The following is a 22,155-nucleotide window of genomic DNA, read 5'->3' as shown; positions in this document are numbered from 1 at the left end:
GCTCTATAATAATGTCGCTTAAGAAAAATATCATCGCCAACTACCTCGGCCAAGGCTGGACTGCACTGATGGGGCTGGCCTTCGTTCCTGTATATATCGATTATCTGGGTGTGGAGGCGTGGGGCCTGGTGGGTTTTATGACCATGTTACAGGCGTGGCTCACCCTGTTAGACATGGGTCTCACCCCGACCTTGAGTCGCGAAATGGCGCGTTTTCAGGCTGGGGCGCACAGTGCGCAGACCATTCGCGATTTGTTGCGTTCGCTAGAAGTGATTTATGGCTGTGTAGCTGTGGCGGTGGTGGGCATCGTGTGGTTCATTGCACCGTGGGTGGCCACGCATTGGCTCAATGTCGTGAATTTATCAGCCGCAACCGTGGCGCAGGCGATTGGGATGATAGGTCTGGTGCTGGCTGCGCGCATGGCAGAACAGGTTTATCGCGGCGCGATTCAAGGCTTGCAGCATCAAGTTTGGCTAAATGGCGCACAAGGCGTGCTAGCCACTTTGAGGTGGGGCGGTGTGGTCGGCGTGTTGGCTTGGGTTGACACCAGCATCGAGGCATTTTTTTTGTGGCAGGGCCTAGTCTCCCTACTTACCGTGATCATCCTTTCCCGCAAGACCTACCATTTGTTGCCGCCCGGAGAGAGGCCCGCCCGCTTCGAACTGGCTGCTATCGTACGCATTCGCCGCTTCGCCGGAGGAATGGCAGCGACCACGTTGCTGGCTTTGTTGCTGACACAGGTGGATAAGTTGTTGTTGAGCAAGTTAGTGTCTCTCGAGGAATTTGGTTATTACATTCTCGCCGCATCTGTAGCGGGTGCGCTGGCTTTTCTGGTAGCTCCGATTGCCACCGCCGTTTCGCCGCGACTGACCGAGCTGGTCGCCAAGTCCGAACAGCAGGTGCTCATAGATACCTACCATCGTGCAACTCAATGGTTGGCCGCGGTGCTGATTCCAGCGGCGCTGGTGATAGCAGCGTTTGCCGAACCGCTACTCTATGCCTGGACGGGTAACGTCAGTCTGGCGCAACAGGCTGGGCCGTTACTGATTTTGCTCGCCCTGGGCACATTGTGCAACGGCTTCATGCATGTGCCCTATATGATGCAACTGGCTCATGGCTGGACGGGCTTCGCCGTACGCGTAAACATTGTGGCGGTGTGTTTCATCGTCCCAGCCATCCTCTGGGCCGTGCCGCGTTTCGGTGCCATCGGTGCTGCCTGGGCGTGGTTCGCACTCAATGCGGGATATGTGTTCATTGGTGTGCATTTCATGCACCGTAGACTTCTGCCCGACGAGAAATGGCGGTGGTATTGGGGTGCTGTTATAAAACCGCTCAGCATCGGAACAATTACCGTATTGGCCTTGCGCTACTGGATTGTTCTACCGTCAGGCCGTGTACCGATGGTTGCAACTATGACTGGCATTGGTATTTTGGTAATGGGTGTGGTGCTGTGGACCGTGCCGGCCTCGCGGGAATTCTTGCGTCGCCAATTCAAAACGCTTAGAGGGCACGTACTCAATGGCTGAACTAAAAACCGAACGTGAATTTACAGATTCATCAGTGACTAACCGTTTCCCGACTGTCAGCATCGGTATGCCAGTATACAATGGTGAAGATTATATCAGAGAGGCTTTGGATTCTCTGTTAGAACAGAGCTTTTCTGATTTTGAATTGATCATATCGGATAATGCATCGACTGATAGTACTAGTGATATTTGCCAGGAATATGTAAAAAAAGATGAGAGGATTCGGTGCATTCGACAGACCCATAATGCGGGGGCATTATTCAATTTTCAGTTTGTTTTGAATGAAGCGAGGGGCGAATATTTTATGTGGGCAGCCTGCGACGATAAATGGGACAGTAGTTGGATAGAGAAATTGCTACATATGTTAGAAGCCACGGGAACAGGAGCAGCTTTTGGTCAAGTAAAGCCTATGAATAAATATTCCCAGCCTATTTTGCACGTCGCAACTGGAAGACTCTTTAGATTTCAGGGAACACGATTGATGCGCAGGATTAGGTACTTTCTGGAATATGAAGGTGCGGGAAAAGCCAACTTGTTTTATTCCTTGTTTAGAAAAAGCGTAGTGAAAGATTGTAATTTACTGGACTATGAGCATGACTACCATGTTATTTTTGATTTACTAAACAAGACAGAAATAACCTCAGTTAAAGGTGTTCAACTTTATAAGCGAATACATGCGGAGTCGGAGGCTGAAGTTAATAATGAAAGTAGAGGGTATTTATTAAAATTAGCAAGAAGGCTTGTTTTCCCAGTTGAGCCACAAATTCAAAATGGCTATTTTAGCCGGTCTGTTAGTTTTGAAAGGTTTTTGTTGATACTTACATCGCCACTTAAATACATGTTTGCATATACATATCATATTAGATATGTGATTAATAATGTTTTTTCGGAAAATGTGAGATGACAATTAACTGGATTTTGTATAGGGTTTTGGGGAAAATCAAAAACCATATTGGTATTGACTATAAAAAATCTTACTCCCAGTGTGGTGAAGATTTAATTACTCGTCATATATTTGATGCCCTGCGAATTCCATCGCCAACATATCTTGATATTGGCGCCCATCACCCAAGTTTCCTTAGTAATACAAGGATCTTTTATGATATGGGTTCACATGGTGTGAATGTCGAGCCTGATCCTTCGCTAATTAAAGCTTTTCAAAAAGAACGCCCGAGAGATATCAACCTTAATGTCGGTATTGCTGAAAATACAGGTGAGATCCCGTTCTATATAATGAACACGCGTACATTGAATACCTTTTCAGAAAACGATGCAAAATTAGCCGAGCAAGGAGGTAGAGTAAAAATCAAGGAAGTCGTAAATGTTCCTGTTCTGAATATAAATGATGTGATAAAGGATAACTTCTTTGGTGCTCCGGATTTTATATCGTTGGATGTAGAGGGGCTGGATTTATCAATTTTGCGTAGCCTGAATTTTTCTCTCTATCGTCCTAAGGTAATTTGCGTTGAGACCATTACTTTTTCTGAAAATCGCCAAGGAAAGAAAATTATTGAGATTACTGACTTCATGAACGATAAAGGGTATTTTTCTTATGCGGATACTAATGTAAACACATTGTTTGTAGATCGAGAAATTTGGTAATCGGATTGTTTAAATGAGTAAATTCTTTTTTATTAATCAGATATTTCAAGACTGTTACAGATGATAATATCGCAGATTATTGGCGGCCTCGGCAACCAGATGTTTCAATATGCGGCGGGACGTGCATTATCACTGGTGCGAGGGCAGCCGTTGCTGCTGGACGTTACCGGGTTCGCTGGTTACGGTTTACACCAGGGCTTTGAGCTGCAGAGGGTTTTCGATTGTCCGATAGGAATCGCTACCGAAGAGGATGTTCGCGGCATTCTTGGTTGGCAGTTTTCCGCTGGCATCAGGAGAATTGTAGCGCGACCTGGCATGGCAGCATTTCGCCGCAAAGGTTTTATCGTTGAGCCGCACTTCCACTATTGGCCTGAAATAAAAAATGTTCCTCGAGATTGTTATCTGCTTGGTTATTGGCAGTCCGAGCGGTATTTCCGGGCTGCTACTGCAGATATTCGTGCTGATTTTAGCTTCAAGTCTCCGCTAGTGAACCGGAATGCTGAAACCGCTGCACAAATTGACCAAGTGAATGCGATAAGTCTGCACATGCGGCGTGGCGATTATGTCAACAACCCTAAAACCAGTGCCACGCATGGTTTATGTTCACTTGATTATTACCAGGCGGCTATTAAGTTCGTTTCTGAACGGGTTGAAGAGCCATTTTTTTTTATATTTTCGGATGATATTGCCTGGGTAAAAGCTAATCTAAAGTTGGACTTCCCCTGTCAGTATGTAGATCACAATCATGGTGCTGAAAGTTTCAACGACATGCATCTGATGAGTTTGTGTCAACATCATATTATTGCCAACAGTTCATTCAGTTGGTGGGGAGCTTGGCTGAATTCCGACCCAAAAAAAATTGTGCTTGCACCGAAAAAGTGGTTCGCCAATAAAAACAATATTAAGGACCTGTTCCCGCCAGGCTGGGTGTCGTTGTGAGCTTTGAGCAAAATACTTTGGTTATTGGTGGGGCTGGCTACATAGGTTCGCATTTGGTGCCTGAACTCATAGCCACAGGGCGGCGTGTCACTGTGCTTGGTAGGAGATCAGTACCCGGAGATGAGTTGCCGAAAGGTGCTGTCTACATTAAAGGTGATTTTTCTCAGCATGAATTGATCTGCGATTTGCTTGATCACCATCAGGAAGTAATTCATTTGGCCTATGCCACCGTACCGAATACCTCCTTTGAAAATCCTTTGGCGGACTTGCTACAAAACTTGCCAGCCACAGTGCAGTTGTTTTCTGAAATGGCCGATAGAGGAGGGAAGCTGGTGCTGGTGTCTTCCGGCGGGACGGTATATGGCGAGGCGATAACATTACCAATTTGTGAGGATCACCCGACCAGGCCTATTTCTCCTTATGGCGTTACTAAACTGACGTTAGAGAATTATGCGCATCTATATGGGGTGACACACGGGTTGAAATATATCTGCATCCGCCCGGCGAATGCGTACGGTGCAGGGCAGCGTCCATTTGTTGGTCAAGGCTTCATTTCTACCGCAATGGCCTCAGCGATGCGTAGGCAACCCATCAAGATATTTGGTCAGACAGGTACGGTTCGTGACTACATTTATGCCAGCGATCTTGCGGCAGGTATTATCTGTGCCCTGGAAAAGGGGCATCTATCTGAAACCTACAATCTTGGATCTGGGGTCGGGCTTTCCAATACAGATGTAATCGAAGCGATGACCCCCTTGATGCGTGAGATAGGCTGTGAGCCTGCTATAGAATATCTTCCTGAGCGCGCTTTTGATGTAAAAGCCAATGTCTTGGATTCAACGAAATTACAGGAGCACACGAACTGGAAACCAGCCATCGATTTTAATGAAGGGTTACGTCGTACTCTGGATTGGTTAAGGACTTACCGTGACTGAAATATTACAGGCTCAGGCAAAGAGCAATAAGCCACCTTTGCTAACGGTGGCCATGCCGGTGTATAACGCGGGCAAGTATTTACGGCTGGCCGTACTCTCGATTGTGAAACAAACTTTCACGGATTGGGAGTTTCTGATTATTGACGATGGATCAACGGATAACGCGTTGCGGAGTATTGCGGACATCGATGATTCTCGAATTCAAATTATACGTGATGGAGAAAATAAAGGACTGGCGGCCAGGCTCAATGAGGCGATTGATTTGGCAAGCGGCCAATATTTTGCCCGTATGGATCAGGATGACGTATCATACCCAGAGCGGTTTGAGCATCAATTGCGCGTACTTCATAATGATTCCAGGCTTGATCTGGTTGCCGTGCGCGCAATTTCTATTTCCGACGAAGACGAGCCGGTCGGAGTATTTCCTTACGCAGCCACCCATGAGGAGATATGTGCAAGACCTTGGCGCGGGTTTTATTTACCGCACCCCACATGGATGGGAAAAACTTCGTGGTTCTGCAAGTATCGTTATACTATTCCCGGACCATATTATTCAGAGGATATGGACTTACTGTTGCGTAGCTACAAAGCCAGTCAGTTCTGCATACTACCAGAAATACTATTTGCTTATCGCGTGCGGAAGAATATTGTTATGAGAAATCAGATTAAGGCCCGGCTGGCCGTTTTTGGCATTCAATTTCGGTCTTTTAGACGTGATGGTCAGTGGCATTACATTATCTTTGCAACCTTGGTCTTGCTCGCAAGAGTGCTGTCTGATTGCTGGCGGCTATGCAAACAGATGCTCCATATTCCCTCGCGTCAATTTACAGGTATCCCTGTATCAGCACAGATAGAATGGACAGAAATTAGAAAACGACTGTCCTGAATACGATCATTTTATGGGATGGAAATCGACCTTATTTTCAGATTTTTGAAAATAATCAAATCAAAGACTATATTTAACTTGAGAGCACTATGCAGTTTCAGCAATGGGAGCTGCCGGGTTTACTGGCAACAAGCTGGTTTGCTCATATTAAGACGGAGGGGGACGACCATCCATATTTTTTCATGTGGGAATAATCAGTTGGCGAATAGGGCTATGGTCTTTCAGAATGGTAAATAATATTGTTATGCCAGTGATTTGCTCGTATTTATTGAAGATAGAGATATTGTTTGTCACTGTGCTTAAGGACCTCGGCAATGAGTGGCGGTGGCTTGATCAAGCGGCTATTTTGGCGAAAGTATGTCAAAGAATATTTGAGTCATATGTTTTAGTAGTGCTATTTCTGTTTGCGAAAGTGTGGAAGGTGATGTGGAGATATAGGGCGCCAGTTTTTATATGAATATATTACTTATTTGTAATGCAGGGTCTTTTTCTAAACAGTTGATATCGTTTTTTTCCGCTGAGAATGTACTCACCGTCTATGAGGTGACCGCACCTTTGGATACGAACCTTCTGGATGATATTGTTTCTAGTGTTGAAAATAGGATGGTACAAGGTGAGAGTTATGATGCATTGCTGTTCATTTCGGGGGAAAGTCGTAACGAACTGATAATGAACACATTAAACTTTGACTTTCCTAAAAGATTGTTAGATGTATCGGTTGCAAATGGATTGGACTTTGTGTATTTGAGTAGTCTGGCAGTCTTTTCTGGAGTTGTGGATGATCATATTGGATTGGATTCACCAAGAAGCCCAATCGATTTGTACGGTAAGTCTAAGAATGACTTTGACACATACGTTGCCTATTTAAGAGAGAGCGAAGGTGCCTCTATAAGAGGGATTTACCCTGCATCTTTCTATTCTAGAAATGGCAGATCCTCATTAGAGCGTTATTTAAAAGTAATAAATGACTATGGTTTTTTTCTGAAACGGATTTCATTTCCCGGTGAACTAAGTTATATAGATCGTGACGAATTGATTGAAGGTATTCTGGATGTATGTAAGTCAAATGGAAGTCTGGATGTTATTTTATCGAATCATGTCTCATTGGAATATTTGTTGCTAGGTGAGGTAGGTGACGGCTGGTTTTTGCGTATCCCGCGTATGCCGATGTTTTTCTTTCGCACACTCTCAGTGTTTTTGCCGGCAAAAATTGAGATAAAGCTCCGAATGTTGTTGCGGGGTATTAGGTATGGCTGACTCGAAGTCATATACTAATAATATTGTTTTTGTGGGATTGTCCTATGCAATCGATAATTACTTTTCTAATCACATTGATGTGCTTTCTGAGAATTCGCGCATTGAAATAATTAAGCTTGACGAACATATTTTTTTTAAATTTGTTTATGGCAGGAGGTCAATTCTTAGTCTACCCCTTGAGTTGTTGTTAATGTATCTTTTCTTTCTTTTCAGAAAAAGCAATCTGATAATAACAGCTGGACCCAAAGTCGGTTTGATCTGTTCGATTGTGAGTTATCTGCAGTTTAATAAAAAACACCTGCATTGGTTTACTGGGCAAGTGTGGGCTGTGAGTAAAAATAAGTTTCTGTCTGCTTCGTACTGGGTGGACTACTTTATTTCCCGGTTTAGTGACTTCCTTTTTTGTGATGGGATGAGCCAGGCAGAGTTCTTGGCAAAGGGGTTGCGAAAGCCCAGATCGTGCTTTGTTGTGCCTAATGGTGGCTCAATTAATGGTATAAAGGAAGAATATTTTACAATAAACTCGCATGAAAGAGCTGTGTCTAACCGAGGGCTCAACATAGTTTATGTCGGCCGAATAGCTGAAGAAAAAGGCGTGTTTACTATTTTGGAGATTGCTGAATTGGTTCGGCAATCATCTGAACTGCCTGATGTAAATTTTGTTATTGCGGGGCCAGTTGAGAAATACTTCAAAAACTATTCTTTGTTTCAAGAAAAACTGGCCATGCTTGATAATGTTCAGTTGATTGCTGAATTTGTTCGGCCACTTGATGTTCTTTCCAAAGGCGATATATTCATTTTTCCATCGCATAGGGAAGGTTTCGGACTGGTGCTTCTTGAGGCCCAGGCCTCTGGCCTGCCTGTTTTGGTTTCAGATATATATGGTGTCAGGGATTCCCTGGTTGATAAAGAAACGGGATTTATTTGCGAAAACGATAATGCTTATGATTTTTTTGGTAAAATTAAGTTTTTCTATGAAAATCCATCAGTTATGGCAACGTTTTCAAAAAACGCAGTAACATTTGCTGAAAAATTCAGGGAGTCAAATTTTCGTGAACATTTGCTTGAGGCATATAGTGTGACTGGACTGACTTAGTGTGGCATTCTAAAATTGGCTTTTGATGTTTTCTGACTGCATAAGTGCTCTAATGTTGTGACTCTCCCATAAAGTATTACCTCTGGATAATTAAATTTTCCCTGCATAATATTATGCAAAGGGTACGAGAATAAAGAAGTCGTGGTAGACAAATTGAATTTATTAAACGTGGCAAACCGATATTTGTGCAGTGCGGATTGTGAATCTGAAGAAACAGAAAATGACTTTTGCAATGTGAATATACAGTGACGATTGTACTATTATTGTCCAGCTTCCTCGTTTCAGTAGTTCTGACGATTTTCTTCAGACGCTACGCTATCTCCAGGCAGGTTATTGATGTCCCAAATGTGCGTAGTTCCCATGCAGTCGCCACCCCTAGAGGCGGTGGGGCTGCTATTGTTATTACATTCCTGCTTGGTCTTGCCATATTAAGAATTTCCGGATTAGTTGAATTGAATACAACTATTGCCATGACCGGAGTCTCTGTGCTCGTGGCCGGTATCGGCTTTTGGGATGATCATCGTGATCTTTCTGCGAAATGGCGTCTGGTTGTACATTTTTTCAGTGCTTTTTGGGTAATATATTGGCTGAACTCTGTTCCAACCAGTAGTGTATTTGTTTTCGATCAGGCATCAGACTGGCTAATGTTTTTCCTTGCCTCGGTTTCTCTTGTGTGGCTGTTAAATCTGTATAATTTCATGGATGGCATTGATGGGATTGCCGCTAGTGAAACAATTTTTATTTCAGGGGCAATCGGATACTTTGCCTACATAGGTGGTCATCAGGGCATTGCACTGCTGGCATTTGTTCTTGCCATGGCAACATCAGGCTTCCTCGTATTTAACTGGCCGCCAGCGAGGATATTCATGGGCGATGCGGGTAGCGGTTTCCTGGGGATCGTACTGGGCGCCCTGGTATTTGCCCTGGTGATTGAGACAAGTATAGTCTGGCCATGGCTCTTGTTGTTCGGGGTATTTCTTGTAGATGCTACTGTTACGCTGATATCCAGGTTTCTACGTGGAGAACGCTGGTATGAAGCACATTGTAGTCACGCCTACCAACAGGCAGCAAGAAAATGGGGGCATTTACGGGTTACCCTGACGGTCAATATTGTAAATTGTTGCTGGTTGTTACCATTGACGTATATAGCATACAAGTGGCCAGAATCAGCAATGATAATTACGATGGTCGCCTTTGCGCCGCTAGTACTGGCGGCTTTAATGCTTGGCGCAGGGCGTCCTTTTGCTGATGACAGATAATGGCTGAGATTGAATGCAATATGCATGTCGAAAAGTCAATTAAGGCAAGCATGTTCGTGATTATACCTATCGTCACACTAGCGATTTTTATTCCACATAACTATATAAAGAAGATTATTTGATGAAAGTTTTGATTACAGGTGCCGCGGGTTTTATTGGTTCTACACTCGCGCTCAGATTATTGGCGCGTGGTGATGAGGTGATTGGGGTTGATAACCTTAGTGATTATTATGATGTCAACCTGAAACGTGCCCGACTCGAACGGACACTTGGTCATGAAAATTATCATGATGTTCGAATTGGGATTGAAGATCGCGATGCCGTGGCGAAAGTTTTTATGGAACATAAGCCAGATAGGGTAGTTAACCTGGCCGCGCAGGCGGGCGTGCGTTATTCGCTTGAGAACCCGCATTCTTATGTAGACACAAATATAGTCGGTTTTGTGAATATACTTGAAGGCTGTCGCCATAATAATGTCGAACATCTGGTGTATGCATCCAGCAGTTCAGTTTACGGTGCCAATACGAATATGCCATTCTCGGTGCATGATAATGTAGACCATCCGGTTAGCCTTTATGCAGCCTCAAAAAAATCAAATGAATTAATGGCGCACTCGTATAGTCATTTGTTCAAACTGCCAACTACAGGGTTGCGTTTTTTTACTGTCTACGGTCCCTGGGGTCGCCCTGATATGGCCTTATTCCTGTTTACTAAGAATATTCTTGCGGGCAAACCGATTGACGTATTCAATCATGGCCAGCACCGCCGTGATTTTACTTATATTGATGATATTGTTGAAGGCGTCATTCGTGTATTGGATCGCATACCAGAGCCTAATCTGGACTGGAGTGGAGATGCGCCGGATTCGGCGACGAGTTATGCACCATATCGGCTTTATAATATAGGTAACAATAACCAGGTTGAGTTGTTGCGATATATAGAAGTGCTCGAAGATTGCCTGGGAAAAAAAGCTGAAATGAACATGCTACCATTGCAGAATGGTGATGTGCCTGCAACCTATGCTGATGTTGATGATTTGGTTCGCGATGTTGGGTATAAACCAACAACAAAGATTGAGCAGGGAATTGAAAAGTTTGTAGAATGGTATAAAGATTATTACAAGGTGTAATAAGTTTCGTGCTGGCTAGCAGGCAAATGCTGAAATAATGAGACGGATCAAATGCAATTAGCAAGTATTCAACGTAGAGCTATCGTTATAGTGCACGATATGCTAATGGCGACAATAGCATGGACGTTGGCCTTTTTACTGCGCTTTGACTTTAGCCTGGAAATGCTGCAAAGCATCGCCTATTGGCAAGTGCTGCTCATTTTGCTGCCTATATATCTGATTATTTCATGGGGCTTTGGTCTCTACCGCGGGGTTTGGAGATTTGCCAGTATTTCCGATTTGTGGAATATCATTCGTGTGGCCGTTATTAATACCGTCTTATTGGTCACTGTCCTGTTTCTTATAAACCGTGTAGAGGGCGTGCCCAGGTCTTCACTGGCCCTTTACCCATTGCTGTTAATCTTTTTGCTGGGTTCCCCCCGATTACTGTATCGAGTTTGGCGAGATCGAAGCCTACGCAACCTGAGCGCAGTTGGTAGTAAAAGAGTCATTATTTTGGGGGCTGGACAGGCGGGTGAATTAATTGCACGTGAGATGTTGCGTGGCAATGAGTATCTTCCTCTCGCCTTTCTTGATGATGAGCCTAGGCTGCGTGGTTCCAAGGTACATGGCTTGCCTGTCCTCGGCGGCATACAGGAGCTCTCAGATTGTGCTGAAAAAATGTCTGTAGAGTTGGTTGTTATTGCAACGGCTACGGCGACCGGGGCGCAAATGCGAAAAATCGTCGAGTACTGTGAACATGCCGGCATACCGTTTAGAACGTTGCCGAATGTGGCCGACCTCGTGTCTGGCCGTGCAGAAATTAGTTCGTTGCGTGAGGTGTCAATTGATGACCTTCTTGGCCGTGACCCGGTTTCATTAAACAGAGATTCTATTGCTGGTTCGATTACAGGAAAATCAGTGATGGTAACGGGTGCGGGCGGTTCTATCGGTTCAGAATTATGCAGACAGATATTATTGTTTGATCCGGCCAGGCTAGTGGTCTTTGATAATAGTGAATTCAATTTATATCAGATAGATCGTGAGCTAACGGGGAAATATCCTGATATAGATTTACATACTGTACTCGGCGATGTGTGTGATAACAGTGCGATAGAGCACTGCATGAGTGAGCACCATCCTCAGGTGATTTTTCATGCTGCCGCCTATAAACATGTGCCTTTGTTGCAGCACCAGGCACGTCAGGCAGTGCGGAATAATATCCTCGGCACACGCAATATGGCACTGGTAGCTGATAAATATGGCTGTGATAGCTTTATCATGATCTCAACGGATAAGGCCGTTAACCCAACCAATAATATGGGGGCGAGCAAACGCATTGCCGAAATATTTTGTCAGAACCTGAATCAACGCTCCAAAACCCGTTATATCACCGTACGTTTTGGTAATGTGCTCGGCTCCGCGGGGAGTGTGGTGCCCCTGTTTAAAGAGCAGATTGCCAAGGGCGGACCGGTGACGGTGACGCACCCGGAGATCACTCGTTACTTTATGACCATCCCCGAGGCCTGCCAGTTAATCCTGCAGGCCGCTGTACAGGGTGAAGGTGGTGAGATATTTGTCCTGGATATGGGGGAGCCGGTCAAAATTGCCTATCTGGCTGAGCAGATGATCATTCTTTCCGGCAAGAGGCCGGGTGAGGACATAGAGATTAAATATACGGGCCTGCGTCCCGGTGAAAAGCTTTATGAAGAACTCTTCCATGAACAGGAACAGCTGTCGGCAACGACGCATGAAAAGATCCTGTTGGCCAAAACACGTATTGTCGATTGGGAGCAACTGCAAGCTGATTTTGCCGCTATGCAAGCTGCCAGTGAGGCTTTTGACGAGCCGAAACTGGAGCAATTAATTAAAAAGCTCGTTCCGGAAATGACGGAGTCGTCTGCTACAGGCAATGTTATCCATTTCGATCAAGTCAAAAAACTCGAACAATAATGCCCAATTAAGGGTTTATCATGCTTGACCACGACGGAGTGCATCAGTAACATACCGGCCTCAATTCCTCGGTAGCTCAGTTGGTAGAGCGGGTGACTGTTAATCACTAGGTCGGCGGTTCGAGCCCGTCCCGAGGAGCCAAATCTGGTTCTATCTGAACCCCCGAAAAAGGTGCCTTTCAGCACCTTTTTCGTTTTTCGCCGAAAACCCGTGCCTTTATATCCCCTCACCTAACCTTCTCCCGGAGGGAGAGGGGACGAGTTTTTTATCCGCAATCCAGAGCGCTGCCATCTGGTTTTGTATCCGAGAGCCGAGGGCGCCCTGGATTCGACAAGATCACGGCCTTGGCCCACTGGGGGTAATCGGGGTCACAGAAGGTGTAGGTGCCGTTAGTGCCGGGTGTGAAGCCCGTGGGCCAATAGATTACGCGCCGCCGCTGCCCCGAGGTGATGATGATCCCGTTTTCCTCACCATGCTCAACGCGGAGCAGTGCCTCCCCGTCATCCCGCTCACGGTTAGCATTGCTGTCGGCAAAGGTGATCCAGCCCCTGTGCCAGCCCTCCGTGCGGGCACAGCTCAGGCCATCGGCGCTACGGCAAATGACCACACGCTGACCACGTTTTATGGCCTCACTGCGCGCATAGTGCAGGTGGGCGACAAAGGTATTGATTTCAGTGGTGATACGACTGCGCTGGAGCAGGCCATTGAGGGCCGGGATCGCCGTGGTCGTGAGCACGACGGCGATACTCATACTGCTCATCAGCTCCAGCAGCGTGAAGCCACGCTGGCGGGGCAATGCGGGGATATCCATATCCACCTCCCATTCCATGTCAAATGCCCGTCTGTGGGCAGTTTCAGACTACGTCAGAATGGCAGGGGAGGCTGTAGGAAAAGGCTTAATTTGCCTTAAGCCGATCGCTGATTCGGCTGACAGCATTTGTCAGGTTGTCCATGCTGGTGGCATAGGAGAGGCGGACATGTCCGGGGGCACCGAAGGCGGAACCCGGAACGAGGGCGACACCGGCCTCGGTGAGCAGGGTCTCGGCAAAGGCGATGTCATCAGCACTGCCCAGGGCCTGCATGGCCTGACGAACATCCGGGAAGGCATAGAAGGTGCCGTCAGAGGGCAGGCAGCTAAAGCCGGGCAGCGCGTTCAGGGCGGCCAGGAGGACATCATGGCGTTGTTTGAAGGCCGTCACCATTTCAGTAATGCAGGCCTGCGGCCCTTCCAGCGCAGCCTGCGCCGCGGCCTGGGCGATGGAGCAAGGGTTGGAGGTGCTCTGCGACTGGATCTTCTTCATGGCACCAATCAGCCTGGCCGGGCCGCCGGCATAGCCGATTCGCCAGCCGGTCATCGAATAGGCCTTGGAGACGCCGTTGAGGACGATAGTGCGCTCGTACAGCGCCGGACAGGCCATGACGATATTGGCAAATGGCTCCTCGGTCCAGAGGATGTGCTCGTACATATCATCCGTGGCGATCAGCACTTGCGGGTGGCGTAGCAGGACCTCGGCCAACGCCGCCAGTTCGGCTTTATTGTAGGCGACACCGGTCGGGTTGGAGGGGCTGTTCAGCACCAGCAGCCGGGTCCTCGGCGTGATCGCCGCCTCCAGCTGCGCCGGGGTGAGCTTGAAGCCCTGCTCAATGCCGGCTTCGACGATGACGGGTGTGGCATCGGCGAGTAGCACCATATCCGGGTAGGAGACCCAGTAGGGGGCCGCGATAATGACCTCGTCACCCTCATCGAGCAGGGCCTGGGCGAGGTTGTAAAAACTTTGCTTGCCGCCGACCGAGACCAGCACCTGCTCCGGAGCATAGTCGAGGCCGTTGTCACGGCTGAATTTGTCGATAATGGCCTGTTTCAGCCCGGCGGTGCCGTCCACGGCGGTATATTTGGTCTCACCATCCCGGATAGCCTTTATGGCGGCTTCCTTGATGTGCTCGGGGGTATCAAAATCCGGTTCCCCGGCGCCGAGGCCAATAATGTCTTCACCGGCATCACGCAGGGCCTTGGCGCGCGCAGTGACGGCCAGGGTGGGCGAGGGTTTAACGCGTTGCACGCGTTGCGAAAGCTTAATGTCCACTTAAAATGCTCACGTAGGGCCCGATAAACGAGCGCGTAAAACAAAACGGCTGTAATATACTGGATTGATTCACGAAAAACCATGAAATAAGACCATGTCATCGCGACCCTTCCAACTCGAGTCTGAATACATTCCTGCCGGGGATCAACCTGCTGCGATCGCCGGCCTCAACGAGGGCCTGGCCGCCGGCGAGGCGGGCATGACCCTGCTCGGGGTAACCGGTTCCGGCAAGACCTTCACGATTGCCAACGTCATCCAGGATCTGCAGCGCCCGGCGATTATTATGGCGCCGAACAAGACCCTGGCCGCACAGCTGTATGGCGAAATGAAGGAGTTTTTCCCGCATAACGCCGTGGAATACTTCGTCTCCTATTACGATTATTACCAGCCCGAGGCCTACGTGCCGAGCTCGGACACCTTTATCGACAAAGATGCCTCGATCAATGAGCACATCGAGCAAATGCGCCTGTCGGCGACCAAGGCCATCCTCGAGCGCAAGGATACGATTGTGGTCGCCTCGGTTTCGGCCATTTATGGTCTCGGTGATCCCAAGCTCTATCTTGGCATGATCCTGCACCTGGTGCGCGGCGAGCCGATTGACCAGCGCTTCCTGTTGCGCCGCCTCACTGAACTGCAATACACGCGCAACGATGTCGAGTTGCGGCGTACCACCTACCGCGTGCGCGGTGAGGTGATCGATATCTTCCCGGCCGATTCAGACCGTGAGGCGATCCGGGTTGAGCTGTTTGATGATGAGATCGAACAGCTCAGTTACTTCGACCCCTTGACCGGCGAGGTGTTGCGTCGTGTGCCACGTCTGACGATCTATCCAAAGACCCATTACGTGACCCCCCGGCAGACCCTGCTCGATGCGATTGAGCTGATCAAGGTCGAACTAAAAGAGCGTCTCGAGCAACTGCGCTCGGTGGATAAGCTGGTCGAGGCACAGCGCCTCGAACAACGCACCAATTTCGATATGGAAATGATCCAGGAACTGGGTTACTGCTCAGGTATTGAGAATTACTCGCGTTATCTGTCCGGGCGGGAGCCGGGGCAGGCACCGCCGACCTTCTTCGATTACCTGCCGGATGATGCCTTGCTTGTCATCGACGAGTCGCATGTCAGCGTGCCGCAGATTGGTGGTATGTATAAGGGTGATCGTTCGCGCAAGCAAACCCTCGTCGAATACGGCTTCCGTTTGCCTTCGGCACTCGACAACCGGCCGCTACGCTTTGACGAATTCGAGAAGCTGGCGCCGCAAACGATCTATGTCTCGGCTACACCCGGGCTCTATGAAAAAGAACACTCAGGCCAGATCGTTGAGCAGGTGGTGCGCCCCACCGGTCTGATAGACCCGGAGGTAGAAGTGCGGCCCGTGACCACGCAGGTCGATGACCTGCTCTCCGAGGCCCGTCTGCGTATCGAGCAGGGCGAGCGCGTGCTGGTGACGACCCTGACCAAGCGTATGGCCGAAGACCTGACCGACTATCTTGCCGAGCACGATATACGCGTGCGTTACCTGCACTCCGATATCGACACGGTAGAGCGTATGGAGATCCTGCGCGACCTGCGTCTGGGCGAGTTTGATGTGCTGGTCGGTATCAACCTGTTGCGTGAGGGCCTCGATATCCCCGAGGTCTCGTTGGTCGCGATCCTCGATGCCGACAAGGAGGGCTTCCTGCGCTCAGATCGTTCGCTGATCCAGACCATGGGTCGCGCCGCACGTAATCTCAACGGCAAGGCGATCCTCTATGCCGACAGGATCACCGGTTCCATGCAGCGCGCCATGGACGAGACCTCGCGGCGGCGCGAGAAACAGGTGGCCTATAACAAAGAACATGGCATCACCCCGAAGAGCATACAAAAGGCCGTGCATGATGTCATGGAGGCCGGTTATGCGAACATGAAGGGCAATGCCCGGCAATATGCCCGGGTCGCCGAAGAGATTATCGAGTATGCGGCGATGCCGCCGGCACAGGTTGAGAAGAAGATCGCGGAAATGGAGCAGCAGATGTACAAACATGCGCAAAACCTCGAATTCGAAGAGGCCGGCCGTCTGCGCGATGAAATCGCCCATATTCGGGAGAACAGTATGGGCATCATTGATACAGCGGTGAATAAAAAGGCTGGTTAGCCGGGCAAGTATAATAGTGCTTATAAAACTATGATAATATTTAGCAAATTGTGTAGGGTTAATATGCCTGTTGTGGCATATATTTAATAGATGCAGGATGGACAGATGGCGAAGTGCGCATTAATTACCGGGGTGACGGGGCAAGATGGTGCCTATCTTGCGGAGTTTCTACTCAAGAAGGGTTACGAGGTACACGGCATCAAACGTCGTGCCTCATCGTTTAATACCGATCGGATTGACCACCTCTATCAGGACCCTCATGTATCCGACCGGCAGTTTATCCTGCACTACGGTGACCTGAGCGACTCGAGTAACCTGATCCGCATTGTTCAGGAAATTCAGCCGGATGAAATCTATAACCTCGGTGCGCAGAGTCACGTCGCGGTCTCCTTTGAAAGCCCTGAATATACCGCCGATACCGTGGGGCTCGGTGCGTTACGAGTCCTTGAGGCGATTCGCATCGCGGGTTTAGAGAAAAAGACCCGTTTCTACCAGGCCTCGACATCCGAATTGTTTGGTGATGTGCAAGAGATCCCGCAGAAGGAAACGACGCCGTTTTATCCGCGCTCACCGTATGCCGCGGCCAAGCTGTATGCGTACTGGATCACGGTGAACTATCGTGAGGCCTATGGCATGTATGCCTGTAACGGTATCCTCTTTAACCATGAATCACCAGTGCGTGGCGAGACCTTCGTCACGCGCAAGATCACCCGTGCCCTGGCGCGTATCAGCCTGGGCCTGCAGGACTGTCTCTACCTCGGTAACATGAATGCACTGCGCGACTGGGGGCATGCCAAGGATTATGTCGAGATGCAGTGGCTGATGTTGCAGCAGGACGAGCCGGATGACTTCTGTATTGCTACCGGCGTGCAGTATTCGGTGCGTGATTTCTGTAACGCCGCCTATGCCCATCTCGACAAGACCATTCGCTGGGAAGGCGAGGGTGTTGATGAAAAAGGCTACGACGCGGAAACCGGTCAGTGCATTGTGGCGGTGGATCCGCGTTACTTCCGTCCTACCGAGGTAGAGACCCTGCTTGGCGACCCGTCAAAGGCAAAAGAAAAGCTCGGCTGGGAGCCAAAGATCACCTTTGAAGAAATGGTACATGAAATGATGGAACACGACCTGGAACTCGCCAAGCGTGATGCACTGGTCAAGGACCATGGTTTCAAGGCCTACGACTACCATGAATAATAGCTTCGGCGAATAATAACAACCTGTCTTGTCCGCTCTCATGAAAAAAAATGCAAAAATCTATGTTGCCGGTCACCGTGGCCTGGTGGGCTCGGCGATCATGCGCCGGCTCGAGGCAAAAGGGTTTTCCAATGTGATCACCCGCCGCCATGCTGAGTTGGACCTGTGTAACCAGGCGGCAGTGCAGGCATTTTTTGCAGAAGAAAACCCCGAGTACGTGATACTGGCCGCCGCCAAGGTCGGGGGCATTCACGCCAACAATACCTATCCGGCCGAATTTATCTATAAGAATATGATGATCGAGGCCAATGTCATCGATGCCTCGTACCGAAATAATGTCAGTCGCCTATTGTTCCTGGGGAGTTCCTGCATTTACCCCAAAAATGCCGAACAACCGATGCGTGAGGATGCCCTGTTAACCGGCGTGCTCGAGCCAACCAATGAACCCTATGCGTTGGCGAAGATAGCCGGCATCAAGTTGTGCGAGTCGTATAACCGACAATATGGCACGGATTATCGTTCAGTCATGCCGACTAATCTGTACGGACAGGGCGATAATTTTCATCCAGAAGATTCGCATGTCATTCCCGCCCTGATACGCCGTTTCCATGAGGCAAAGTTGCGTAGCGATGCCGAGGTCGTGGTCTGGGGCACAGGCAGAGCAAAACGCGAGTTCCTGCATGTTGACGATATGGCCGCGGCCTCGTTGTTTGTTTTGCAGCTCGATGATGAGACCTACAAGGCGAATACACTCGAGATGCTTTCACATATCAATGTCGGCGCGGGGATTGACTGCAGCATTCGTGAGATGGCCGAGACGGTCAAGCGCGTTGTGGGTTTTGAAGGGGAGTTGGTGTTTGATACAAGCAAACCTGACGGGGCGCCACGGAAATTACTTGACGTGACCCGTCTGAAGGCGATGGGCTGGGAATACGCCATTCCGCTCGAAGAGGGCCTGGCGTCGACGTATCAGTGGTTTCTGGATAACGAAGGGCACTTTCGTGCTTAACTACAGGTATAGATAGGGATGATTCCAGTAATTTTATCAGGGGGTTCCGGCAGTCGCTTGTGGCCGTTGTCTCGCGAGAGTTATCCCAAGCAGTTTTTGCCCCTGGCTTCAGAGTACACCATGCTGCGCGAGACGCTTGAACGCCTGCGAGGTCTGGAGGAACTGGCGCAACCCATTGTGGTTTGTAATGAGGAACACCGCTTCCTGGTGGCTGAGCAGCTGCGGGAAATGAAGCAACTGCCGCATTCCATTGTACTGGAGCCAGAGGGCAGAAATACCGCGCCGGCCGTGGCGATTGCGGCACTGGCCGCACTCGAGCAAGACAGTGAGGCCCTGCTGCTGGTGCTGCCGGCGGATCACGTCATCGAAAACGTAGCGATTTTTCATGACAGCCTGCTGGTGGCCGGTGAAGCGGCCCGACAGGGAAAGTTGGTGACCTTTGGTGTAGTCCCCGTGGCGGCGGAGACAGGTTATGGCTATATCAAGGCCAATGCGCGTTATGAGAAGGCTCAGGCCTGTCAGGCACTGGTGGTTGAACACTTTGTGGAAAAACCGGATTTGGCAACCGCCAACGCATACCTGGCATCCGGTGATTACTTCTGGAACAGTGGCATGTTTATGTTCAAGGCCGCCTGTTATCTGGAGGAGTTGCAACACTATGCGCCAGAGATGCTGAGTTTGTGTCGCCAGGCCTATTCGGCGGCAAGGCGTGATATGGACTTTGTGCGCCTCGAGCATGAGGCCTTCATGAGTATAAAGGGTGACTCCATCGATTATGCTGTGATGGAAAAGACCGACAAGGCCGTTGTCGTGCCGCTGGATGCGGGCTGGAATGATATCGGTTCCTGGTCAGCGCTTTCAGATTTATCGGTGCAGGATGAACAAGAAAATGTCGTCAGTGGTGATGTCTTCATAGAAGACAGCCAAAATTGCTACGTGCGTGCGGAAAACCGGCTGCTGGCGGCCGTTGGTGTTCAGGGCCTGGTGATTGTAGAAACTGCCGATGCCGTACTGGTTGCATCGAGAGATAAAGCGCAGGACGTGAAGCGTATTGTTGAACGCCTGAAACTGGAGAACCGATCAGAACACCTGCACCACCGCCGGGTATTTCGGCCATGGGGTACTTACGAGGGTGTCGACGATGGTGAGCGTTTCCTGGTGAAACGGATCGTCGTGAACCCGGGCGCCAGCTTGTCCTTGCAAAAGCATGCGCATCGGGCGGAACACTGGGTGGTTGTTACCGGTACGGCCAGGGTGACGCGTGGCGATGAAGTCATGGAACTGCACGAAGACGAGTCGACCTATATCCCGGTGGGGATGAAACACCGGCTGGAAAATCCAGCAGAGGTACCACTGGAAATTATTGAGGTACAAACGGGGGGCTACCTTGGAGAAGACGACATTGTACGCTTCGATGATGTTTATGGGCGTTAGTCAATCATGGCGTTCAATGCTGCCCAGGTGTTTTAGATAACAGGTAAAGAAATATGAGCCGTTTAACCGATTCACCGGCATGGCGTGCCCTGCAGGAACACCAGCAGATACAGGCGCAACAATCCCTGCGTGACCTGTTTGCCTCGGATAAAAAACGTTTTGAGCGTTTCTCTCTGCAGTTCGGCGATATTCTCCTCGATTATTCAAAAAACCAGGTGTCGGCAGAGACCATGGCATTGTTATATGACCTGGCTGATAGTCGCGAACTGAAAAACTGGATTGATCGTATGTTTGCGGGTGAGCGGATTAACCATACCGAACAGCGTGCAGTGTTGCATACGGCCTTGCGCAAACCGCTGGACGCATCGGTTTATGTTGACGGTGTTGATGTCATGCCAGAGATTAGACAATCAATGGCGCGTATGAAGACACTCGTCGGACATGTGCGTGCCGGTGAGTGGAAGGGCTTTAGCGGCCAGCCGATATCCGATGTTGTCAATCTCGGCGTGGGCGGCTCAGACCTGGGGCCGCAAATGGTGTCCGAGGCACTGCGCCCTTATGGTCGTCATAGTTTGCATGTGCATTTTGTCTCCAATGTGGATTCCAGTCATATTAGTGACACCTTGCGCGGACTGAAGCCAGAAACGACGTTGTTTATTATCTCATCAAAAAGTTTTACAACGCAGGATACGTTGGCCAATGCCGAGGTGGCGCGCAAGTGGGTGACCGACCCAGCCGGTGACGCCTTAATGATTAGTCGCCATTTTATCGCGGTAACAGATAATATTGTTGCGGCCAATGCGTTTGGTATTGTCGAAGAAAATATCTTTCGGATGTGGGATTGGGTAGGGGGACGGTATTCCCTCTGGTCTGCTATCGGTTTATCGGTGGCCATTTATATCGGTATGGAAAACTTCAAGGCCCTGCTCGAAGGGGCGCACGAAATGGATGAGCACTTTCGTACCGCCCCCTGGGATAAAAATTTACCCGTAACCCTGGCGCTCATGGGTATCTGGTATAACAATTTTTTTGATGCTGAGACCTATGCGGTGCTGCCCTATGATCAACACCTGCAGCGTTTTCCCGCCTATCTGCAGCAGGTCGATATGGAGAGTAATGGCAAAAGCATCGACCGCGACGGCAAGCCCGTCGATTATGCGACCGGCCCTATCCTGTGGGGGGAGTTGGGTATCACGGGCCAACATGCCTTTTATCAACTCTTGCACCAGGGGAGCCATCTGGTGCCGGCGGATTTTATCGTCCCGTACAAGAGCCTCAATCCACTGGGTGTACATCAGGATATCCTGTTGGCGAACTTCTTTGCGCAGACAGAGGCCTTGATGTGTGGCAAAACCGAGGCCGAAGCACGCACCGAAATGGAGCAAGAGGGGCTGGCGGCTGAAGAGATAGAGCGCCTGTTAGCGTACAAGGTCTTTACCGGCAATAAGCCGACCAATACGATATTATTCGAGTCCCTGACCCCGAAAACCCTTGGTGCGCTGATGGCCATGTATGAGCACAAGATCTTTACCCAGGGGGTGATCTGGAACATCAATTCCTTCGATCAGTGGGGTGTAGAGCTGGGTAAGCAACTGACCGCGAAGGTCTTTACTCAATTGAGACAGGGAGAGGAGGTAAATAACCATGACGCCTCCAGCAATGGCCTGATAAACCATTATTTACGCCATATCAGAAACTAGCCGGAAACTCGGTTATCTTCTTGAATAGGTAGACAAAAT

Annotated in this window: 18 protein-coding genes and 1 tRNA gene; 17 read left to right on the top strand and 2 right to left on the bottom strand. The window is 49.2% G+C overall.

Translation table 11 applies throughout. The features are described from left to right. Positions 1-11 precede the first annotated feature (11 nt). From EL386_RS08840 to EL386_RS08785, 12 genes are all read left to right on the top strand, one after another. On the top strand, positions 12-1,526 hold the full coding sequence (locus EL386_RS08840) for an oligosaccharide flippase family protein (RefSeq protein ID WP_126455398.1): 1,515 nt from the start codon (positions 12-14) through the stop codon (positions 1,524-1,526). Further along, positions 1,519-2,430, top strand: a complete 912-nt coding sequence (locus tag EL386_RS08835; protein WP_126455396.1) for a glycosyltransferase family 2 protein — start codon at positions 1,519-1,521, stop codon at positions 2,428-2,430. Before EL386_RS08840 ends, EL386_RS08835 begins: the two co-directional genes overlap by 8 nt. Then, positions 2,427-3,128 carry an FkbM family methyltransferase gene (locus tag EL386_RS08830; protein WP_126455394.1) on the top strand — a complete coding sequence of 234 codons (702 nt, stop codon included), beginning with the start codon at positions 2,427-2,429 and terminating at the stop codon, positions 3,126-3,128. The genes EL386_RS08835 and EL386_RS08830 overlap by 4 nt, the downstream gene beginning before the upstream one ends. 60 nt (positions 3,129-3,188) lie before the next feature. Next, the gene (locus tag EL386_RS08825) at positions 3,189-4,067 is read left to right on the top strand and encodes an alpha-1,2-fucosyltransferase (RefSeq protein ID WP_126455392.1); all 879 of its coding nucleotides are present in this window, start codon (positions 3,189-3,191) and stop codon (positions 4,065-4,067) included. After that, positions 4,064-5,002 (top strand): NAD-dependent epimerase/dehydratase family protein, encoded by a 939-nt coding sequence (locus EL386_RS08820; protein WP_126455390.1) that lies wholly within the window; start codon positions 4,064-4,066, stop codon positions 5,000-5,002. Before EL386_RS08825 ends, EL386_RS08820 begins: the two co-directional genes overlap by 4 nt. Next, positions 4,995-5,888: a glycosyltransferase family 2 protein gene (locus tag EL386_RS08815; RefSeq protein WP_126455388.1), complete on the top strand. Its 894-nt coding sequence runs from the start codon at positions 4,995-4,997 to the stop codon at positions 5,886-5,888. Before EL386_RS08820 ends, EL386_RS08815 begins: the two co-directional genes overlap by 8 nt. A 453-nt stretch (positions 5,889-6,341) precedes the next feature. Continuing rightward, positions 6,342-7,145, top strand: coding sequence for an NAD-dependent epimerase/dehydratase family protein (locus EL386_RS08810; protein WP_126455386.1), 804 nt, complete (start codon positions 6,342-6,344; stop codon positions 7,143-7,145). Further along, positions 7,138-8,241 (top strand): glycosyltransferase family 4 protein, encoded by a 1,104-nt coding sequence (locus EL386_RS08805; RefSeq protein ID WP_126455384.1) that lies wholly within the window; start codon positions 7,138-7,140, stop codon positions 8,239-8,241. Before EL386_RS08810 ends, EL386_RS08805 begins: the two co-directional genes overlap by 8 nt. Positions 8,242-8,486: 245 nt before the next feature. Then, positions 8,487-9,500: an MraY family glycosyltransferase gene (locus EL386_RS08800; protein WP_126455382.1), complete on the top strand. Its 1,014-nt coding sequence runs from the start codon at positions 8,487-8,489 to the stop codon at positions 9,498-9,500. A gap of 121 nt (positions 9,501-9,621) precedes the next feature. Then, positions 9,622-10,629: an NAD-dependent epimerase gene (locus EL386_RS08795; RefSeq protein ID WP_126455380.1), complete on the top strand. Its 1,008-nt coding sequence runs from the start codon at positions 9,622-9,624 to the stop codon at positions 10,627-10,629. Positions 10,630-10,734: 105 nt separating this feature from the next. Beyond that, a complete protein-coding gene (locus tag EL386_RS08790) occupies positions 10,735-12,561 on the top strand; it encodes a polysaccharide biosynthesis protein (protein ID WP_232020181.1) in 1,827 nt (608 codons plus the stop codon). Positions 12,562-12,626: 65 nt separating this feature from the next. After that, positions 12,627-12,702, top strand: a tRNA-Asn gene (locus EL386_RS08785). Positions 12,703-12,826: 124 nt separating this feature from the next. Here EL386_RS08785 and EL386_RS08780 read toward each other — a convergent pair. Together EL386_RS08780 and EL386_RS08775 are read right to left on the bottom strand one after the other, a co-directional pair. Then, a complete protein-coding gene (locus tag EL386_RS08780; protein ID WP_172597677.1) occupies positions 12,827-13,372 on the bottom strand; it encodes a GspH/FimT family pseudopilin in 546 nt (181 codons plus the stop codon). Positions 13,373-13,457: 85 nt separating this feature from the next. Beyond that, a complete protein-coding gene (locus tag EL386_RS08775; RefSeq protein WP_126455376.1) occupies positions 13,458-14,645 on the bottom strand; it encodes a pyridoxal phosphate-dependent aminotransferase in 1,188 nt (395 codons plus the stop codon). 94 nt (positions 14,646-14,739) lie between these two features. Here EL386_RS08775 and uvrB point away from each other — a divergent pair, with 94 nt between their 5' ends. The 5 genes from uvrB (at position 14,740) to pgi (ending at position 22,116) form a co-directional block, all read left to right on the top strand. Next, the gene (gene uvrB, locus EL386_RS08770) at positions 14,740-16,779 is read left to right on the top strand and encodes an excinuclease ABC subunit UvrB (protein WP_126455374.1); all 2,040 of its coding nucleotides are present in this window, start codon (positions 14,740-14,742) and stop codon (positions 16,777-16,779) included. 105 nt (positions 16,780-16,884) lie between these two features. Beyond that, entirely contained in the window at positions 16,885-17,973 is a 1,089-nt protein-coding gene (gmd, locus tag EL386_RS08765) for a GDP-mannose 4,6-dehydratase (RefSeq protein ID WP_126455371.1), read from the top strand. A gap of 40 nt (positions 17,974-18,013) precedes the next feature. Then, entirely contained in the window at positions 18,014-18,982 is a 969-nt protein-coding gene (fcl, locus tag EL386_RS08760; RefSeq protein WP_126455369.1) for a GDP-L-fucose synthase, read from the top strand. 18 nt (positions 18,983-19,000) lie between these two features. Further along, positions 19,001-20,416, top strand: coding sequence for a mannose-1-phosphate guanylyltransferase/mannose-6-phosphate isomerase (locus EL386_RS08755; protein WP_126455368.1), 1,416 nt, complete (start codon positions 19,001-19,003; stop codon positions 20,414-20,416). Between the two features lie 53 nt (positions 20,417-20,469). Further along, positions 20,470-22,116, top strand: a complete 1,647-nt coding sequence (gene pgi / locus EL386_RS08750) for a glucose-6-phosphate isomerase (protein WP_126455366.1) — start codon at positions 20,470-20,472, stop codon at positions 22,114-22,116. Positions 22,117-22,155: the final 39 nt, after the last annotated feature.

Source organism: Sulfuriflexus mobilis (assembly GCF_003967195.1).
GTDB classification, from domain to species: Bacteria; Pseudomonadota; Gammaproteobacteria; order AKS1; family AKS1; genus Sulfuriflexus; species Sulfuriflexus mobilis.
The sequence above is the reverse complement of the archived record's forward strand: the minus strand, read 5'-3'. Positions and strand labels throughout refer to the sequence as shown.

What these genes read in the sequence shown, in the direction of transcription:
- EL386_RS08830 (WP_126455394.1), top strand. Translation starts at nt 2,427, where the DNA reads ATGACAATTAACTGGATTTTGTATAGGGTTTTGGGGAAAATCAAAAAC.
- EL386_RS08810 (WP_126455386.1), top strand. Translation starts at nt 6,342, where the DNA reads ATGAATATATTACTTATTTGTAATGCAGGGTCTTTTTCTAAACAGTTG.
- gmd (WP_126455371.1), top strand. Translation starts at nt 16,885, where the DNA reads ATGGCGAAGTGCGCATTAATTACCGGGGTGACGGGGCAAGATGGTGCC.
- pgi (WP_126455366.1), top strand. Translation starts at nt 20,470, where the DNA reads ATGAGCCGTTTAACCGATTCACCGGCATGGCGTGCCCTGCAGGAACAC.
- EL386_RS08840 (WP_126455398.1), top strand. Translation starts at nt 12, where the DNA reads ATGTCGCTTAAGAAAAATATCATCGCCAACTACCTCGGCCAAGGCTGG.
- EL386_RS08755 (WP_126455368.1), top strand. Translation starts at nt 19,001, where the DNA reads ATGATTCCAGTAATTTTATCAGGGGGTTCCGGCAGTCGCTTGTGGCCG.
- EL386_RS08790 (WP_232020181.1), top strand. Translation starts at nt 10,735, where the DNA reads ATGGCGACAATAGCATGGACGTTGGCCTTTTTACTGCGCTTTGACTTT.
- EL386_RS08825 (WP_126455392.1), top strand. Translation starts at nt 3,189, where the DNA reads ATGATAATATCGCAGATTATTGGCGGCCTCGGCAACCAGATGTTTCAA.
- fcl (WP_126455369.1), top strand. Translation starts at nt 18,014, where the DNA reads ATGAAAAAAAATGCAAAAATCTATGTTGCCGGTCACCGTGGCCTGGTG.
- uvrB (WP_126455374.1), top strand. Translation starts at nt 14,740, where the DNA reads ATGTCATCGCGACCCTTCCAACTCGAGTCTGAATACATTCCTGCCGGG.
- EL386_RS08835 (WP_126455396.1), top strand. Translation starts at nt 1,519, where the DNA reads ATGGCTGAACTAAAAACCGAACGTGAATTTACAGATTCATCAGTGACT.
- EL386_RS08795 (WP_126455380.1), top strand. Translation starts at nt 9,622, where the DNA reads ATGAAAGTTTTGATTACAGGTGCCGCGGGTTTTATTGGTTCTACACTC.
- EL386_RS08780 (WP_172597677.1), bottom strand. Translation starts at nt 13,372, where the DNA reads ATGGATATCCCCGCATTGCCCCGCCAGCGTGGCTTCACGCTGCTGGAG.
- EL386_RS08805 (WP_126455384.1), top strand. Translation starts at nt 7,138, where the DNA reads ATGGCTGACTCGAAGTCATATACTAATAATATTGTTTTTGTGGGATTG.